The organism is bacterium SCSIO 12696 (assembly GCA_024397955.1).
GTDB lineage: Bacteria > Pseudomonadota > Gammaproteobacteria > Pseudomonadales > Porticoccaceae > SCSIO-12696.
The window spans coordinates 2,537,960-2,556,304 of the sequence record CP073744.1; the positions used below are offsets into that span (position 1 = coordinate 2,537,960).

Genomic DNA, 18,345 nt, shown 5'->3' on the forward strand with positions numbered 1-18,345 from the left:
TTTAAGTAAAAATAACTTATGGATAATAAATTATGGTTAAAAAAATAATTTTTCCCCTACTAGTATTGATGCTTTCTGGTTGTGCTGCAATGAATGCCAGTGGCCCCTTATTTGAAAAGCATTTCTTTGTGCCAGAAGGAAAAGCATTGGTCTATCTGATGAAGCCAGACTCAGTATCAAAAGATGGAGTGACAACATGCTTAACATTGGCCTTAGGTGACACTGAATATGGATGTGTAAGGGGTGAAGGGTATATCGTTGCTGAAGTTGATGCGGGTAAATACCAAGCAGCTTTAGTAAACAAGGCGGGCTTTGGTTACAAGCTGCTTAAATTCGATTTAGAGGTTCGTTCTAGAGAGGCAGTATATCTTGAGTATGCATTTGGACGTGGGTTAACTGGAGAGTCGCTTGATACTCGTTTTGCAAATATTGGGTTGATTATCTCAGGAAATCATGTTGTTGCAAAAATTCAAGAGGAAGAAGCGTTGCAAAAATTAAGTACATTAAAGTTATCGATATAGTTTCTATGTGCTCGTGTTGTTCTATCTCTAAAATTTTAAATAATAAGTTTGATTAATGGGAAGTTTATGAAACTAGTGGGGGTCCTTTTTTTTACTTTTTTAGGCATTCAAGCATTCGCCGAACCCGTCACCCATGTCATCGGTAATAAAAATACCCCCGATGTGTATATGACCGTTGATGCAGAATCGTCAGGCAGTACCTCCATCGGCATCTACCAACGCACCACTGATAAGCCCTATGTCACCCTCGCCGATATTAATGGTGACGGGGTGTTTGATCTGCTTTCCTATTCCGTGCTGGATAAAAATGGCGGCCATATTATGGAGGTGGAGGATTACGGCATGGATGGCCAGGCAGATTTTAAAACCAATATGTTCTCCGGAGCGGCATCGATTCATATCAACGGCGAATGGTACCAGTCTGTGGGTAGCACCGATGAGGATCGCTATTTTCTGATTGGTAAAAAGAAAGTGTTGGTGCGTGAGGCTGTGCACGAAATGCGCGTGGCTCATGGTTTGGTGCGCGACAGTAAGAAAGAGTAATAGCTTCTGCTATATGGTATTGAGATGAGAACTGTGCTGTTTTCTATACTATTGATGCTCGCATGGCATGGTAGTGCTGACACTCTTAAATTTGATGATTTAATAGGCGAGTGGGAGCCAAGTGGTGAATTCCCTGCTTCAGATAATTTAGTGCTATATGAGTTTGAAGTTTTACCCTCAGGTGATGCGTTCTATAAATCCATCGGTAAAAATGGCTATTCGCTAATGTGTAAGCCAAAGAAGTCTCAATCATGGGTGTATGTTTTTGATTGCCTTACAGATAGTGGGAAGCATTTAATTACATTGTCCTTAAGTGGCTGGTCTATACAAGGGGATACGTCTAGCTATTCGCGAGTTAAGAAACTTATGTATGGTTTTGAATATTGGCTAAGTCCGTCTATGAATGGTATTTATGGCGGTATTCCTGTGAGTTTTAAGCCTAAAACTCACACAAGCAAAAGTAGTGAATAAACTACTGCTTCGGATGTTAAGGGCGTAACCAGCAGTCTATGAAAATCGCCCTGTACACTGGCCTTGCTCTGATTGCCTTCGCCGGTAATTCGGTGCTTTGTCGCTTGGCTCTTGACGATACCAGCATGGATGCGGGCAGTTTTACCGCGATCCGTTTGCTATCGGGCATGGCGGTGTTGCTGGTTATTCTAAAGCTGGCTAAATCCTCTGCTGGTGTAGCTCAATCGAAGGGCAGCTGGAAGGCGGCGTTTTTTCTGTTTGTTTACGCCTTGGCGTTTTCCTTTGCGTATCTCTCTCTTGAAACCGGCGTGGGCGCGTTGATTCTGTTTGGCGCGGTGCAGATCACCATGATCCTGGTGAGCCTGGCTTCCGGGTATCGTCTCCATGGGTTGGAATGGCTGGGTGTGCTGGTGGCATTTGCGGGTTTTGTGTATCTGGTGCTGCCGGACTTGGCAACGCCCACTTTTACCGGGTTTGTACTGATGGCGGTGTCGGGTATCGCCTGGGGGTTCTACACTCTGGCAGGCAAGAGTTCCGCAAACCCGCTGGCTGATACCGCCTATAATTTTTTGCGCTGTCTGCCGTTGGTGGTGGTTTTGGTGGCCCTGACTTATCAGGAGGCGGCTTTATCCCCAAGGGGTGTGCTGCTGGCAGTGGTTTCTGGTGGTGTGACTTCCGGTATTGGCTACGCCATTTGGTACGCGGCCATGGGTGGACTATCGGCGTTGCAGGCGGCGGTTCTGCAATTGCTGGTGCCGGTATTGGCTGCTGTCGGTGGTGTGATGTTTGCCGATGAAGGGATTTCCTTGCGGCTGCTGTTGTCATCGGCGTTGGTGCTTGGTGGCATCTTGGTGGTCATACTGGGTAAGCAGTATGGCAGCGATCGCTCCCGTCAGTGTGACTAGATAGGGGTGTGACTAAATAGGTAAGCTGCCTGGAACGCCATTGGCGGCTTTGTTTCGCCATAGTGTGGTTTGTGCTAGCATCGCGCGCCTGAAATCCACCACCTCTCAATTCCCCAGGAGTTTCCATGTCCAGCGTCTCTCTCGCTGCCATTCCGTCGCGCCAGTCCATTAAAAACGATTTGCTCTCTGGCTTAACTGTTGCTCTGGCGTTGGTGCCGGAAGCGGTGGCGTTTGCTTTTGTGGCGCATGTGGACCCGCTGGTGGGTTTGTACGCTGCCTTTATTGTGGGGCTGATTACCGCCGCTATTGGCGGCCGGCCGGGGATGATTTCCGGGGCCACCGGTGCACTGGCGGTGGTAATGGTGTCGCTGGTGGTGGAGCATGGAGTGGAGTACCTGTTTGCCACGGTGGTGGTGATGGGGGTGATTCAGATTCTCTGCGGGGTGCTGCGCCTGGGTAAGTTTATCCGCATGGTGCCGCACCCGGTAATGCTGGGCTTTGTGAACGGCCTGGCCATTGTGATTTTCCTGGCCCAGCTGGGGCAGATTCCGGTGCCGGAGGTGGAGTCCGGGCTATTGAGCGGTGAAGGGCTGAGTGCCCTGATGGTGTACAGCCAGTTCTGGATTATGGCCGGGTTGATTGCCCTGACGATGGCGATTATCTGGCTCCTGCCCAAACTCACCAAAGCGATTCCTGCGTCCCTGGCGGCGATATTGGTAGTGAGTCTGATGGTGATTGGGCTTTCTATCGACACCAAGACCGTGGGTGATGTGGCTTCGGTGGCTGGTGGTTTGCCGGAATTTCATATCCCCGCAGTGCCGTTTAATTGGGACACTCTGATGATTGTGCTGCCGTATTCCATAATTCTGGCGGCCATCGGTTTGATTGAATCTCTGTTAACTCTGACCCTGATCGACGAAGTAACCGACACTCGAGGTCGCGGTAATAAAGAGTGTGTAGGGCAGGGCGTGGCCAACACCGTCACCGGATTTTTCGGCGGTATGGGCGGCTGCGCCATGATTGGCCAGAGTATGATCAATATTAACTCCGGCGGCCGCGGGCGTTTGTCTGGTATTTCCGCCGCGCTGTTTTTGCTGTGCTTTATTCTGTTCGCTTCCAGTCTGATTGAGCAGATTCCCCTGGCAGCGCTGATTGGGGTGATGTTTATTGTGGTGATCGGCACCTTCGAATGGTCCAGCTTCCGCATTATGCGCAAGATCCCTCGTGGCGATGCCTTTGTGTTGGTGCTGGTGTCCGGGGTGACGGTGGTGACTGACCTGGCCATTGCTGTGGTGGTGGGGGTAATCGTGTCTGCCCTGGTGTTCGCTTGGGAGCACGCCAAACATATTCGCGCGGAAATCAGCATCGATGACAACGGCTCAAAAGTCTACGATATCCACGGGCCGTTGTTCTTTGGCTCGGTGAGTAACTTTCGCGACTTATTTAGCGCCCGCACCGACCCCCAAGATGTGATTGTGGAGTTCAAAAACTCCCGTGTGTGTGACCACTCCGCTATTGAGGCCATCGATGCTTTGGCAGAGCGCTACCAAAATGCCGGTCGTACCCTGCACCTGCGTCACCTCAGCCCGGAATGCCGTCTGCTGTTGAGAAAGGCGGGCAAGCTGGTGGAGGTGAATGTTATGGAAGATCCCACCTACCATGTAGCGGATGATGCGTTGGGGTAATTGGCTTCGAGCGGCGGGCTGCGGGCTACGAGCAGATCGGTAGTGCTCTGCCATTCTGAGCGCAGCGAAGACAAATTGGCAGGAAAGCCAATTTGGGCGCCAAAGGCGGCCCGTAGGGTCGAGCACCATGGATGGTGCGAGTCAATCTCACAGCTAGCTGCAAGTATTGAGGTTCTTCGCTGCGCTCAGAACGACACATTGCTAATGTACTGCCCGCAGCACGAAGCCCGCTGCTCGTAGCTACTAAATTACACTCAATAGCTTAAAATTGGTTAAAAAGTAACCAGTTTTTCTGTTTTTCAATCGAAGCAGCCCCTCTTATTCCAAAATCTTATAAATTTCTTAAAGTGTCTCTTTAAGTTGCGGTTGTATTATTCTGTTTTATCTTATCTTTTGTTTTTAAAATTTTCACTTCCTGAAAGATGGCGTCCAGTTCGGCGATTTTAGCCACACGTTTTTGACTTTTTGCCGCCCGGTTTCCTTGACTTCTCTTTTGATGAGCATATAGTGTCGTGTAGTGGCAGATTGTGGGTAATTGTGTCGTTCAAGGCCATTTTTTAACCCACTCTCTGTACAGCACCAGCAATAATTGAACAAAAAATAACCAATAAACTGGATAAAACGGTGTTTCGGGGCAGCAACGACATCAACATAGATGCCAAAGGGCGCATGGCGGTACCGGCAAGGTTCCGTGATGAGCTTATGGAGCTGTGTGGCGGCCGCCTGGTGGTGACTGTCAATAATGATGTGCAGGATCGCTGCCTGCTGCTGTACCCCATGGACGAATGGATTCAGATCGAAAATAAAATTTCCCGCTTGCCTTCCCACCCTAAAGCGCGCCGTTTGCAGCGCCTGTTGATCGGTAACGCCCGCGAGGTGGAAATCGACGGCAGTGGGCGCATATTGCTACCCCCGGAGCTGCGTCAGCATGCGTCGCTGGACAAAAAAGTGCGCCTGTTGGGTGTTGGGCACCGCTTTGAGATTTGGGATGGCGGGCTGTACAGCGCCCACCACGAGGAGTGCCTGGAAGAGAGCATGGACGATCAACCCATACCGGAAGAGATGCTTTCACTGAGCCTGTAGTGGGATGGACTTTAGTGGGATCGAAAGTACGGAGCCGAAAGTGATGCAACAGGGCAAAGCCGCACACACGACGGTACTGCTGGAAGAAGCAGTGGCTGCTCTCGTCACCGATCCGGACGGCACTTATATCGACGGTACTTTTGGTCGCGGTGGTCACAGTGCCGCCATCCTCGACAAGTTGTCCTCTAAGGGTCGTTTGCTGGCGTTTGATAAAGACCCAGAGGCCATTGCCAGTGGTCGTCAGCGTTTTGCGGATGATAAGCGCCTTGAGCTGATTCACGACTCCTTCGCCACCCTTGGTGATCAGGTGGCACAACGCAATCTTACCGGCAGTGTGCAAGGTGTATTGCTGGATTTGGGGGTTTCCTCTCCGCAGCTGGATGACGACCACAGGGGCTTTAGCTTTTTGCGGGAAGGCCCGCTGGATATGCGCATGAATACCGAGTCCGGCGAGAGCGCTGCCGAGTGGTTGGCGCGGGCCAAAGAAGATGAAATTGCCCAAGTATTAAAGGAGTACGGCGAGGAGCGCTTTGCTCGTCGTATGGCCAAGGCTATCGTCAGCGCTCGCCAGCAGCAGGAAATTACCACGACTACCCAGCTGGCAAAAATTGTTGCCGATGCTCACCCGGCCTGGGAGAAATACAAGCACCCGGCAACCCGGGCTTTTCAGGGTATTCGTATTCACATCAACCGCGAACTGGATGACCTCAAGCAGCTGTTGGAGCAGGTGCTGGATGTATTGGCGGTTGGTGGCCATCTGGTGGTGATTAGCTTTCACTCCCTGGAGGATCGCATCGTCAAGCGTTTTGTGCGCGATCAGGAGCGCGGCCCGCAACTGCCTCGCGGGGTGCCGGTACGGGATGATCCGGGTTTGCGGCGCATGAAGTCTGTGGGCAAGCCGCTCAAGCCGTCCGGTGGTGAGGTGGATGACAATATTCGTTCCCGCAGCGCGATTATGCGCGTGGCGGAAAAGTTGGCGTAAATAGAATGAGTCGCACAGCAAACAAAAAATCGCTCGCTTGGGTTACAGCTTCGCTGTGGCTGGCGGTGGTTGTGTCGGCGCTGGCGGTGGTGAATGTCAGCCACCAGTGCCGCACACTGTTTGCTCAACTGACTCAACTGGAGAAATCCCACAACCAACAACAGGTGGTGTGGGGGCAGTTACTGCTGGAGCAGGCGGCTCACGGCTCTTTCAGCAGTGTCGAGCAACAGGCATCGGATAAGCTGGGTATGCGTGCGCCAATTGCCGATGACATTGTGGTGGTGCGCCCATGACCCGCGCCCGAAACAATCGCAGCCGCAAAAAGTTGACCATCTCTCGCTGGCGCTTCTTCTCCGTGGTGGTTTGCCTGCTGGCGTTGCCAGCACTGCTGGTGTGGCATATCGCCGGTTTGCAGGTGTTGCCGGATCAGGATCGCGGTGCTGAGTTTCTGCAGACTCAGGGTGATGCCCGTACTGTTCGAGAGCAACCTATCCCGGCTTACCGAGGGTTGATTACCGATCGCTATGGCGAGACCCTGGCCGTGAGTACTCCGGTGGCCACCCTGTGGGCTAATCCTCAGGTGTTGAGCAACGATCCGGCGGTGCTGGCTCGACTGGCCGACAAACTGGGCGTTAAAGCCAGTGACCTGCAGCAGCGCCTGAAGCGTTACGTCAATAAAGAGTTTATGTTCCTGGCTCGCCAGCTGGCACCAGCGGATGCCAAAAAAGTCATGGACCTGAAAATCGACGGTGTTCACTCCCGCCGCGAGTTCAAGCGCTATTACCCGGCTCACGAAGTGACTGCCCAGCTGGTGGGAGTGACCAATGTGGATGATCGCGGCCAGGAAGGTGTCGAGTTGGCGTTTGATGAATACCTGACCGGCACGCCCGGCGCCAAACGTGTGCTCAAAGACCTGAAAGGCAATGTGATCAAAGACCTGGAACTGATTCGTCGGGAACAGCCAGGTAAAGACGTAGCCCTCAGTATTGATCTGCGTTTGCAATATCTGGCTTACCGCGAACTCAAAGAGGCTGTGAAACGCTTTGGTGCCAAAGCCGGTTCCGTAGTGATGTTGGATGTAGCCAGCGGCGAAGTATTGGCCATGGCCAACCAGCCCTCTTTTAATCCCAATGCCAAAGGTGCGCGCTCCGCTTCTGCTATGCGCAACCGCGCCGTCACCGACCGGGTTGAGCCTGGCTCCACCATGAAGCCTTTTACCATGGTGGCGGCTCTGGAAAGTGGCAAATTTACCCCCAGCAGCGTTGTCGATACCGGCATGGGCTACGTGCGGGTGGGGTACAAGGACATTAAAGACCCGCTGGGCTACGGCGTGTTGGATATGGCCGGTGTGTTGGCCAAATCCAGTCAGGTGGGTACGTCTAAGGTGGCGTTGGCGCTGGACCCTCATCATGTGCGCGAAGTATTTGCCCGCGGTGGCTTGGGGCAGGCAACCGGGCTGGAATTTCCCGGTGAGATCGAGGGCTATTTGCCCGCACCACGGCGTTGGGACGATGTCACCCGTACCACCCTGGCGTTTGGCTACGGCCTCAATGCGTCACCGGTGCAAATTGCCAAAGCTTACGCAGTGCTTGCGGCCGGCGGACAATCCCGGCCGGTGACGCTGTTAAAGAACAGTCAGCCTGCGCGCACTGAACAGGTGATTGAGCCTCAAGTGGCGCGTCAGGTGCTGGATATGATGAAAGCGGTGACTGAGCCCGGCGGCACCGGTACCCGGGCTGCTTTAACTGCTTACCAGGTGGCAGGCAAAACGGGCACCGCTCGCAAAGTGGCCAAAGGTGGTGGCTACGACAATAACCGCCATATCGCATTGTTTGCCGGTGCGGTTCCCGCGGATGACCCCAAGTTGGTTTGCGTAGTAGTGATCGACGAGCCCACTATTGGTGAAAACCACGGTGGTGGCTCGGTGGCGGCACCGGTGTTTGCCGGGGTGATGGCAGAGTCGCTGCGCTTGTTGCGGGTGCCGCCGGACACCGATGACAGTCAGCAGGTGACAGCCCTGAAAGAGTCGCCGCCTGACGGGGGGGCGACATGATGTCGAGTCCTCACCATCCACAGGTAACGCAAGTGAAAACGCTGGGCCAATTGCTGCCCGGCGTTGCGCTTTCTGCTGAGCAGCAACGCATAGAGGTAACTGCGATCACTGCCGATAGCCGCCAGGTGGTGCCCGGCGGTTTGTTCCTGGCTTGCCCGGGGCTCAGTGTTGATGGCCGTGAGTTTGTGGGCCAGGCCCTGGCCGCGGGTGCCGCTGTAGTGGTTGCGGAAGCTAATAACCTGTCCGATGAATTGTCTGCAGAGCCTCGAGTGGTTGCGGTTACCGGCCTTGCACAGCAGCTGAGCGCCATTGCGGCACGCTTTTACGGTGAGCCCGCGGAGCAGGTGCAGTTGACCGGTATCACCGGCACCAATGGCAAAACCACTTGCAGTCAACTGCTGGCACAGTTGCAACAACGGCTGCTAGAGCAAAGTGGCAGCGATCAGCAGTCCGGCTTTATTGGCACCCTGGGCTATGGCCTGGTGGATGGTGAGTTGCTTGAAACCGGCATGACCACCCCGGATGCTATTAATACTCAGCAAATTCTGTCTCAGCTGCACCATGGCGGTGCCGCCAGTGTGGCCATGGAAGTGTCGTCTCACAGCCTGGAGCAGGGCAGGGTGGCGGCGCTGCCATTTCACACTGCCGTATTTACCAACTTGAGCCGCGATCACCTGGATTACCACGGCGATATGGACAGCTATCTGGCGGCCAAGGCGCGGTTGTTTAAACAACCGGGGCTGAAGTTGGCTGTGCTTAACGGTGACGACAGTGCCAGTGACGTTATTGCTGAGCAATTACCCAAGTCGGTGACTTGCTATCGTTTTGGTATCGATAATCCGGCTGCCGATGTGGTGGCCAGTGATGTGGTGCTCTCTGAAGAGGGTATCAGCGCTCAGGTGAAAACCCCGTGGGGTGACGGCGAGCTGCGCTCCCCGCTGTTGGCGCAATTTAACCTCAGCAATTTACTGACAGTGTTAACCGCTGCCTGCGGTCAGGGTTGGGCTCTGGATAAGGTGTTAGCGCAAATTTCCGCTTTGACGGCGGTACCTGGGCGTATGCAGCTGGTAAACGCACAGCTGGCTGGCGGTGTGCTGCACCCGGCGGTGGTGTTGGATTACGCCCACACCCCGGACGCTCTAGAACAGGCGCTGTCGGGCTTGCGCACTCACTGCTGTGGGCGCTTGTGGTGTGTGTTTGGCTGCGGTGGCGATCGCGACAGCGGTAAACGCCCACAAATGGGCGAAGTTGCCGCGCGTTTGGCGGACTGCCCGGTGGTGACCAGTGACAACCCGCGCAGCGAAAACCCGGATCAAATTATTCTCGATATCCTGGCCGGTATGCCGGAATCCCAGGCGGTGCGTGTGGCCCCGGATCGAGCCGCGGCAATTCGTGAGGCTATTGCCTGCGCAGACGATGAAGACTGCGTGCTGATCGCTGGCAAAGGCCATGAAACTTACCAGGAAGTGCAAGGGAAGAGACTGCCGTTCAGCGATCTGGAGCAGGCCGCCCAGGTATTGATGGAAAGAGCGGCCAAACAGGCGGCGGGTGACCTGCCCATTGACCTGTCGGCAATACAACCGGGGGCTGATCGTGAACACTGAGTCGATGCCTCTGAGTCTGTCCCGAGCCGCTATTGAATTTGGCGGCACCCTGATGTTTCCGGATTGCCAGTTTCAGAGCCTATCCACAGATACCCGCAGCCTGGCCAATGGTGATCTGTTTGTGGCGCTGCGGGGCGAGCACTTTGATGCCCACAATTTCCTCGCCCAGGCGGCGGAAAAGGCCTGTGGGCTAGTGGTGGAAACCCCGGATCGAAATCTGGAATTGCCCCAGTGGGTGGTTGCGGACACCACAGCAGCCCTCGGCCAGTTGGCCAGCTTGAAGCGCAAGGATTACCAGGGTGTGGTGGTCGCGGTGACTGGCAGCGCCGGAAAAACCACCGTGAAAGAAATGCTGGCGTCGATATTTGCCCAGGCGGTGGGTGAGTCAGCCGTGCTCGCCACCCGGGGTAACTTGAATAATCACATCGGTGTGCCATTGACATTGATGGGGCTTGAGCAACGCCATCAGTACGCGGTTATTGAAATGGGTGCCAGCGGTGGTGGCGAAATTGGTTACCTGTGCCAGCTGGGGCGCCCGCAGGTGACCTTGGTGAATAACGTATTGCCAGCCCACGTGGAAGGTTTTGGCAGTGTCGATGCCATTGCCCACGCCAAAGGTGAAATTTACAGCGGCCTGCCGGCAGATGGCACCGCGGTACTGAATTTGGATCAGGATTATGTGGCGCTGTGGCGCGGCCTTATCAATGAACGCAACTGCCTGACGTTTAGTGCTACAGAAGGCAACGACAGTGCAGGCCTGTTTGCCAGCAATATTGAGGTGGACCAACTGGGCCGTTGCTCTTTTCAGTTGCATAGCCCTCAAGGTGTGGCTTCGGTCAGCCTTGGTCTCAGTGGCCGCCATAATATTTCCAATGCTCTGGCCGCTGCGGCGGTTGCCCAGGCGGCCGGTGTGAGTGTGGAGCATATCGCCGCTGGCCTCAGTGCGCTGCGGCGGGTTGCTGGGCGTATGGAACTGCTGGAACTTGACAACGGTGATTATTTGATCGACGACAGTTACAACGCCAATCCCGGCTCGGTGAAAGCGGCGGTGGATGCGTTGTTGCAGTTGCCGGGCAGGCCGTTGTTGGTGTTGGGTGATATGGGGGAGCTGGGTGCCGATGAGGTGGCGTTGCACGCCGAGGTCGGTGAATACGCCGCCCAGGCGGGTGTGGCTCAGCTGTATACCGTGGGTACCTTGTCTGCCAATACCAGTGCCGCGTTTGGCAACGGTGGCAGACATTTTCAAAACCAGCAGGATTTGATCGCCGAGTTACAGCCCCAGTTGGGCAGCGGAGTGGCGATATTGGTAAAAGGATCGCGCAGTTCCGGTATGGAAAATATAACCAAAGCGTTGGTAGCCACCAGCGCGGGAGAAAAATAATGCTCTATTGGTTGGCAGATTATTTATCACAGTACGTCAGTGCCTTTGGGGTGGTGCAGTACCTGACGTTCCGGGCCATTCTCGGTGTGCTGACCGCATTGGGGCTTTCCCTGTGGTTGGGGCCGGTGATGATCCGCAAATTGAATTTGTTGCAGATTGGTCAGTCGGTGCGCAGCGATGGCCCCCAGAGCCACCTCAGCAAATCCGGTACACCCACCATGGGCGGCGCGCTGATCCTGATGGCGATTTTTATCGCCACCCTGCTGTGGTCGAACCTGGAAAATCGTTACGTGTGGGTGGTGCTGGGTGTCACCTTTATTTTTGGCGCCGTGGGCTGGGTGGATGACTACCGCAAGGTGGTGGAAAAAAACTCCCGGGGTCTGCCCGCCCGCTGGAAGTATTTCTGGCAATCGGTAGGTGGTTTGGGAGCCGCTATCTTTTTGTACTGCACTGCGGGTTCACCGGCAGAAACCACCTTGTATGTGCCGTTTTTTAAAGATGTGGCGTTGCCGCTCACGGCCCTGGGCGGGGTTTGCTATATCGCGCTCACCTACTTTGTGATTGTTGGCGGCAGCAACGCGGTAAACCTCACTGACGGCCTCGATGGCCTGGCGATTATGCCCACGGTGATGGTGGGGGGCGCGTTGGGCGTATTTGCCTATCTCACCGGCCACAGCCAGTTTGCCGATTATTTGCACATTCCCTATATCGCCGGCGCTGGTGAATTGATTGTGTTCTGCGCCGCATTGGGTGGAGCCGGGCTTGGCTTCCTGTGGTTCAACACCTACCCGGCTCAAGTGTTTATGGGCGATGTTGGTGCTCTTGCTCTGGGGGCTGCACTGGGTGTGATCGCGGTGATTGTGCGCCACGAAATTGTGTTTTTCATTATGGGCGGTGTATTTGTGATGGAAACCCTGTCGGTGATGATTCAGGTGGCGTCGTTCAAGCTGACCGGTAAGCGAGTCTTCCGCATGGCGCCCATCCATCACCACTTTGAATTGAAAGGCTGGCCAGAGCCGCGGGTGATTGTGCGCTTCTGGATTATCACCGTGATGCTGGTGCTGATCGGTCTGGCAACTTTGAAACTGCGTTAATTAAAGGCAGAGAGACAACAGTGACTACGGCAAAGCATGACTCACAACAAGGCGTGACAGCGATCCTGGGTATCGGTGTCACCGGCTTGTCGGTGGTTCGCTTTTTGGCGAGCCGCCAGGTGCCGTTTGTGGTTTGCGATACCCGGGAACAACCACCGCTGTTGGCGCAGTTTGAACAAGAATTCCCCGGGGTGGATTGCTTCCTTGGTGCCGACGCTGCCCAGGCGTTGCAAGGCGCCAGTGAACTGGTGGTGAGCCCCGGTTTGGCCCCTGACGAGCCGCTGTTGGTGGCCGCTCGCCAGCAGGGCATCGAGGTGATTGGTGATATCGAGCTGTTTGCCCGCCATGTTAAAGCGCCTGTGGCCGCCATTACGGGTTCCAACGGCAAGAGCACAGTAACCGCGCTGTTGGGCGAGATGGCCAAGGCGGCCGGTTTGCGAGTGGCGGTTGGCGGCAACCTGGGCACCCCGGCGCTGGAATTGCTGGCGGAGGACTGCGAGCTCTATGTGTTGGAGCTATCCAGCTTTCAGTTGGAAATTACCCACAATCTCAAGCCTGCGGTATCCACCATTCTCAATCTTTCGGAAGATCATTTGGATCGCTACGGTTCCATGGACAGTTACCTGGCCGCCAAGCAGCGGATTTTTCACGGTGCGGCACACATTGTCTGCAACCGCGATGACAATGCCACGCGCCCCGGTGACAGTGCTGCCGAGTTGTCCAGCTTCGGGTTGCAGCTCAGTGAGCGCACCCTCAGCGATATCCACCAGTGCGGCATTGCCAATCGCGGCGGTGACCTGTGGCTCCACGGCCCCGACGGCGATCTGATGCCGGTGGCGGAGCTGTGCATCAAGGGCAGTCACAACTGGGCCAATGCCCTGGCGGCCATGGCTATGGGCGCTGTGCTGGGCTTAACTCAGGAAGCCATGGCCGCAGCCATGAAAACATTCCCCGGTCTCGATCACCGCTGCCAGACCGTGCGCACTCTGGATGGGGTGAGTTATATCAACGACTCCAAAGCCACCAACGTGGGGGCTACCCTGGCGGCGCTGGAAGGCTTAGGTAATAAAGAACACCCCAATATTGTTTGGATTGCTGGTGGCGATGGCAAGGGCGCAGAGTTTCATGAATTGCGCAGTACCGTAGCGGCCACGGTTAAACAGGCCTTGCTTATCGGGGTTGATGGCCTGCGTATTGGCGAGGCCATTGCCGGTGCTACCGACATCGAATCTCACCAAAGCCTGGAAGGCGCCGTAGCCCGTGCTCGCCAATTGGCCCAGCCAGGGGATTTGGTGCTGTTGTCGCCGGCCTGTGCCAGCTTCGATATGTTCAATAATTTTGAACACCGGGGCGACATGTTCGCCAAAGCGGCGGAGGCATTGCAATGACGGTCGCCGGATTGCAGTGGTCATTTACCCCGGATAGCGCCCGCTATCTGGACGCCAAACTGCTGCTGGCGGTATTGGCGCTCATTACCTTGGGGGTGGTGATGATTTACTCCGCGTCAGTGAATTTTGCCGAGCTCAAGTACGGCGACAGCCTCTACTTCCTCAAGCGCCAGTTGATGTATTTGATGCTGGGCTCGGTGCTGGCACTGGTGGTGCTGAATATTCCGGTGGCCTTCTGGTATCAGTACGGATTGCTGCTACTGGCGGCGGCGTTTGTCCTGCTGCTGATTGTGTTGATTCCCGGTGTTGGCCGCAGCTTTAACGGCAGTCGTCGCTGGTTGGGCATTGGCCCGCTGACGTTCCAGGTATCGGAACTGGTGAAGGTGGCCGTGGTGTTGTTTATGGCGGGCTATCTGCAGCGCCATCATGAGGTGCTGCGAGAAAACTGGAAAGAAATTGGCAAACCTTTGGGCATCTTGGCGGCGCTGGTGGGGCTGCTGTTGCTGGAACCGGATCTGGGCTCCTCAGTGGTGTTGTCCGGTGCGGTGCTGGGCATGTTGTTTTTTGCCGGCGTCAAACTCTGGCAAGTTGGGGCCCTGGTGACATTGGCCGGTGGCTTGCTGGGGTTGGCGGCGTTTCTGTCTCCCTATCGCTATCAGCGTTTGGTGGCCTATCTGGATCCCTGGGCGGATCAATTTGGCAGTGGCTACCAGCTGACTCAGTCGTTGATTGCCTTTGGTCGCGGCGAATGGTTTGGCGTGGGTTTAGGCAACAGCATCCAGAAGCTGGGCTACCTGCCGGAGGCTTACACCGACTTCGTGTTTGCCATTTTTGCAGAAGAGTTCGGCTTGTTGGGCGTGGTCGCAGTGCTGGCTTTGTTTGGCCTGTTGCTGTGGCGTGTGTTTGCCATTATCCGCCAGGCGGTACGCCGCTGTGACTGGTTTTCCGCCTACGCCGTGTTTGGCTTGGGAGTGCTGATGGCAGGGCAGGCATTTATCAATATTGGGGTGGCGTCCGGGTTGCTGCCCACCAAGGGACTGACGCTGCCCTTTGTCAGCTACGGCGGCAGCAGCCTATTGGTGAGCTGCGTGATGGTGGCGCTGATTTTACGTTTTGGTATGGAGCTGCACAGCCCTCCGGGGAAAAGCGCTTCGACCAAAAGCAGCAGGGCAGCCCGATGACTGAGTCGGCAATCAACAACAGCGATAAAAAAGTCATGGTGATGGCTGGTGGCACCGGTGGCCATGTGTTCCCGGCGCTGGCGGTGGCCAACGAATTGCGCAATCGCGGTGTGGTGGTGGAGTGGTTTGGTACCCGCCGTGGCATCGAGGCGGATTTGGTGCCCGCCAATGATATTGAACTGCATTTTATCGATGTGGCGGGGGTGCGCGGCAAAGGCATTGCCACTTTGTTGAAAGCGCCGTTTTTGCTGCTCAAAGCAGTTTCTCAGGCGCGGGCATTGCTGCGCCAGCAGCGCCCAAATGCGGTGCTGGGCATGGGCGGTTTTGCCTCTGGCCCCGGTGGTTTGGCGGCGCGCCTGTTGGGTATTCCGGTGGTGATACACGAGCAAAATGCGGTAGCTGGCACCACCAATCGCTGGTTGGCAAAAATGGCTCGCCGGGTGATGGAAGCGTTTCCTGGCTCCCTGCCCAAGGGCCGTCATTGCGGTAACCCGGTACGCCGGGAAATTTTGGAGCTTGTGGAGCCTGGGCAGCGACTGCAACGCAATGGCGATACCCCCAACTTGCTGATCTTGGGCGGCAGCCTGGGCGCTCAGGCTATTAATGATGTGTTGCCCAAGGCCATTGCTCGCCTGCCGCAAAACGAATGGCCCAACATCTGGCATCAGACCGGCAGGGATAAGGCGGTGGTGACTGAAGAAGATTACCGGGAGCAGGGCATTGACGCCCATGTGGTGCCCTTTATTGACGATATGGCGGAGGCCTATGGTTGGGCAGATTTGGTGGTGTGTCGCGCGGGGGCCTTGACCGTATCGGAATTGGCCGCTGCGGGGGTGGGTTCCATTTTGATTCCATTTCCACACGCCATCGACGATCACCAGACCAAAAATGGTCAGTGGTTGGTGAATAACGATGCCGCTCGCCAGATTCAGCAGCATCAGCTGAGCCCAGAGAAGCTGGCGGTGGAGCTGCAGCAGCTGTTGGGCGAACGCGAACGCTTGATTGCTATGGCGAAAAATGCACGCGAGCTGGCGCAGCCAGAGGCGGTGGCTGCGGTAGCAGATGCCTGTGAGGAGGTATGCAAATGAGTAAAACAACAAATGCTGGCAAGGCGAGCGGCGTCTTTGAGATTCCAGAGATGCGCCGTATTCAGCGTATTCACTTTATTGGTATCGGTGGTGTGGGTATGTGCGGCATTGCCGAAGTACTGCTCAACCAGGGTTATCAGATTTCCGGTTCCGACATTAACGATGGTCCCGTGACCAAACGCCTGCGGGATATGGGCGCGACGATTCATATCGGTCACGCCGCCAGCAATGTGGACGGCGTGGATGTGGTGGTTAACTCCACCGCGGTGAGCGACAACAACCCGGAAATGGTGCGCGCCCGCGACCAGCGCATTCCAATTGTGCGCCGTGCCGAAATGTTGGCGGAGCTGATGCGCTATCGCCACGGCATTGCAGTGGCGGGTACTCACGGTAAAACCACCACCACCAGTTTGATTGCGTCGATTTTTGCCGAGGGCGATAAAGACCCCACTTTTGTGATTGGCGGCCGCCTTAACAGCGCGGGTACCAACGCTCGCCTGGGTGAGAGTCGCTATCTGGTGGCAGAAGCGGATGAGAGCGACGCGTCGTTCCTGCATCTGCAACCGTTAGTCGCGGTGGTGACCAATATCGATATCGATCACATGGAAACCTACGGTTTTGACGAGGGCAAACTCAAGCAGACCTTTGTGGAGTTCCTGCACAACCTGCCGTTTTATGGCTTGGCAGTGCTTTGTGTGGATGATGAGCGAGTGCGGGAAGTCATGCCCGATGTATCCCGGCCCATGCTTACCTATGGCTTCTCTGAGCAGGCGGATTACCGCATTACCGATTTGCGCAATGACAAAGGTCGTAGCCACTTTAAAGTGCACCGCCCGGATGGCAAGGCGGCACTGGATATCGAACTTAATATTCCCGGAGCTCACAACGTGCTCAATGCCACGGCCGCTATTGCGGTGGCCACCGATGAAGGCATTGACGATAGCGCCATCTGTGAGGGGCTGAGCAAATTTGGCGGTGTTGGCCGCCGCTTTGAGGTGCACGGTGAATTTGCCGTGTCTACCGGCGCTGGTCGCGGCGGCGAAGCCATGCTGGTGGACGACTATGGCCATCACCCCCGTGAAGTGGCTGCCACGATCAAAGCTGTAAGGGATGGCTGGCCAGAACGGCGCCTGGTGATGGTGTTCCAGCCCCACCGTTATTCGCGGACTCGCGATTTGTACGAAGACTTTGTGCAAATTCTTTCCAGCTGTGACGCTCTGGTGTTAACCGAGGTTTATGGTGCCGGTGAGGAGCCGGTGCCCGGTGTTGATAGCCGCCAGCTGTGTCGCAGTATCCGCCAGCGCGGTTTGGTGGATCCGATTTACGCCGACGGCATTGATGCGGTGCCAGATATTGTTCGAGACATCGTCCAGCCTGGAGACATTGTGATTACTCAGGGTGCAGGCAGCGTGGGCAAGCTGGTGAAAATGCTGGCAGAGAGGAAGCTGCAATGAGCCAGAGCCTCGACTTTGGTCGTGTCGGCGTTATTTACGGCGGCAACTCCGCAGAGCGAGAGGTGTCGTTGCAGTCTGGGCAAGCGGTGTATGAGGCATTGCTGCGGGCTGGTGTGGATGCGGTGCCCATCGTGGTGGAAGACAAACCTCTGACCGCTATTCAATCGGTGGATATGGATCGCGCGGTACTGGTTTTGCACGGCCCCGGGGGCGAGGACGGCACCTTGCAGGGGGCACTGGAGTTGCTTGAAATTCCCTACACCGGCAGTGGCGTGATGGCCTCGGCACTCGCGATGGATAAATGGCGCTGCAAAAAATTGTGGCGCGGCATTGATTTGCCCACTGCTGAGTTTGCCATTTTGAGTGAAGACAGCGACTGGGCGGCAACACTGGAGTCTCTGGGTGGTGTGGTCATGGTAAAGCCCAATGGTGAGGGTTCCAGTATTGGTATGCGCCGGGCGGAAACACCGGAACAGCTGCGAGATGCCTGGCAACAGGCATCCATCTACGGCGAGGTGATGGCAGAGCGCTGGATTGATGGTCCGGAATATACGGTTGCGGTACTCAATGGCCGCGCATTGACGCCGATAAAGCTGGAGACGGATCGTGGTTTTTACGATTACGAAGCCAAGTATGTGCTGGACGACACCCGCTATCTTATTCCCTGCGGTCTGCACGGTGGTGAGGTGCATCAGTTACAGCAGCTGGCACTGCAGGCGTTTAACAGTATTGGCTGCAGTGGCTGGGGCCGGGTGGATGTGATGCGCGACAGTGATGGCCACTTTCAGGTACTGGAAGTGAACACCATCCCCGGCATGACCGATCACAGCCTGGTGCCGAAAGCTGCGGCGGCAGAAGGCATCACCATGGAACAACTGGTGGTGGAGATTTTACGGACATCAATGAATTGAT

Annotated in this window: 17 protein-coding genes; all 17 read left to right on the forward strand. The window is 55.7% G+C overall.

Annotated features, from left to right (window positions below; genetic code table 11):
* Positions 1-32 precede the first annotated feature (32 nt).
* Positions 33-521 (forward strand): hypothetical protein, encoded by a 489-nt coding sequence (locus tag KFE80_11680; protein ID UTW45029.1) that lies wholly within the window; start codon positions 33-35, stop codon positions 519-521.
* Between the two features lie 66 nt (positions 522-587).
* The gene (locus KFE80_11685) at positions 588-1,064 is read left to right on the forward strand and encodes a hypothetical protein (GenBank protein ID UTW45030.1); all 477 of its coding nucleotides are present in this window, start codon (positions 588-590) and stop codon (positions 1,062-1,064) included.
* 24 nt (positions 1,065-1,088) lie between these two features.
* Positions 1,089-1,535, forward strand: coding sequence for a hypothetical protein (locus tag KFE80_11690; protein ID UTW45031.1), 447 nt, complete (start codon positions 1,089-1,091; stop codon positions 1,533-1,535).
* A gap of 38 nt (positions 1,536-1,573) precedes the next feature.
* Positions 1,574-2,440: a DMT family transporter gene (locus KFE80_11695; GenBank protein ID UTW45032.1), complete on the forward strand. Its 867-nt coding sequence runs from the start codon at positions 1,574-1,576 to the stop codon at positions 2,438-2,440.
* Positions 2,441-2,565: 125 nt separating this feature from the next.
* Positions 2,566-4,125, forward strand: coding sequence for a SulP family inorganic anion transporter (locus tag KFE80_11700; protein UTW45033.1), 1,560 nt, complete (start codon positions 2,566-2,568; stop codon positions 4,123-4,125).
* 624 nt (positions 4,126-4,749) lie between these two features.
* On the forward strand, positions 4,750-5,208 hold the full coding sequence (mraZ, locus tag KFE80_11705; GenBank protein ID UTW45034.1) for a division/cell wall cluster transcriptional repressor MraZ: 459 nt from the start codon (positions 4,750-4,752) through the stop codon (positions 5,206-5,208).
* Positions 5,209-5,251: 43 nt separating this feature from the next.
* Positions 5,252-6,190, forward strand: coding sequence for a 16S rRNA (cytosine(1402)-N(4))-methyltransferase RsmH (gene rsmH, locus KFE80_11710; protein ID UTW46710.1), 939 nt, complete (start codon positions 5,252-5,254; stop codon positions 6,188-6,190).
* A gap of 5 nt (positions 6,191-6,195) precedes the next feature.
* The gene (gene ftsL, locus KFE80_11715) at positions 6,196-6,483 is read left to right on the forward strand and encodes a cell division protein FtsL (protein UTW45035.1); all 288 of its coding nucleotides are present in this window, start codon (positions 6,196-6,198) and stop codon (positions 6,481-6,483) included.
* Entirely contained in the window at positions 6,480-8,243 is a 1,764-nt protein-coding gene (locus tag KFE80_11720; protein ID UTW45036.1) for a penicillin-binding protein 2, read from the forward strand. Before ftsL ends, KFE80_11720 begins: the two co-directional genes overlap by 4 nt.
* On the forward strand, positions 8,243-9,847 hold the full coding sequence (locus tag KFE80_11725; GenBank protein ID UTW46711.1) for a UDP-N-acetylmuramoyl-L-alanyl-D-glutamate--2,6-diaminopimelate ligase: 1,605 nt from the start codon (positions 8,243-8,245) through the stop codon (positions 9,845-9,847). Before KFE80_11720 ends, KFE80_11725 begins: the two co-directional genes overlap by 1 nt.
* 4 nt (positions 9,848-9,851) lie before the next feature.
* The gene (locus KFE80_11730; protein ID UTW46712.1) at positions 9,852-11,228 is read left to right on the forward strand and encodes a UDP-N-acetylmuramoyl-tripeptide--D-alanyl-D-alanine ligase; all 1,377 of its coding nucleotides are present in this window, start codon (positions 9,852-9,854) and stop codon (positions 11,226-11,228) included.
* On the forward strand, positions 11,228-12,322 hold the full coding sequence (gene mraY, locus KFE80_11735; protein UTW45037.1) for a phospho-N-acetylmuramoyl-pentapeptide-transferase: 1,095 nt from the start codon (positions 11,228-11,230) through the stop codon (positions 12,320-12,322). Before KFE80_11730 ends, mraY begins: the two co-directional genes overlap by 1 nt.
* A gap of 53 nt (positions 12,323-12,375) precedes the next feature.
* On the forward strand, positions 12,376-13,710 hold the full coding sequence (locus KFE80_11740; protein ID UTW46713.1) for a UDP-N-acetylmuramoyl-L-alanine--D-glutamate ligase: 1,335 nt from the start codon (positions 12,376-12,378) through the stop codon (positions 13,708-13,710).
* A complete protein-coding gene (gene ftsW / locus KFE80_11745; protein ID UTW46714.1) occupies positions 13,701-14,891 on the forward strand; it encodes a putative lipid II flippase FtsW in 1,191 nt (396 codons plus the stop codon). Before KFE80_11740 ends, ftsW begins: the two co-directional genes overlap by 10 nt.
* Positions 14,888-15,979, forward strand: a complete 1,092-nt coding sequence (murG, locus tag KFE80_11750; GenBank protein ID UTW45038.1) for an undecaprenyldiphospho-muramoylpentapeptide beta-N-acetylglucosaminyltransferase — start codon at positions 14,888-14,890, stop codon at positions 15,977-15,979. Before ftsW ends, murG begins: the two co-directional genes overlap by 4 nt.
* 50 nt (positions 15,980-16,029) lie before the next feature.
* The gene (murC, locus tag KFE80_11755) at positions 16,030-17,433 is read left to right on the forward strand and encodes a UDP-N-acetylmuramate--L-alanine ligase (protein UTW46715.1); all 1,404 of its coding nucleotides are present in this window, start codon (positions 16,030-16,032) and stop codon (positions 17,431-17,433) included.
* Positions 17,430-18,344, forward strand: a complete 915-nt coding sequence (locus KFE80_11760) for a D-alanine--D-alanine ligase (GenBank protein ID UTW45039.1) — start codon at positions 17,430-17,432, stop codon at positions 18,342-18,344. Before murC ends, KFE80_11760 begins: the two co-directional genes overlap by 4 nt.
* Position 18,345: the final 1 nt, after the last annotated feature.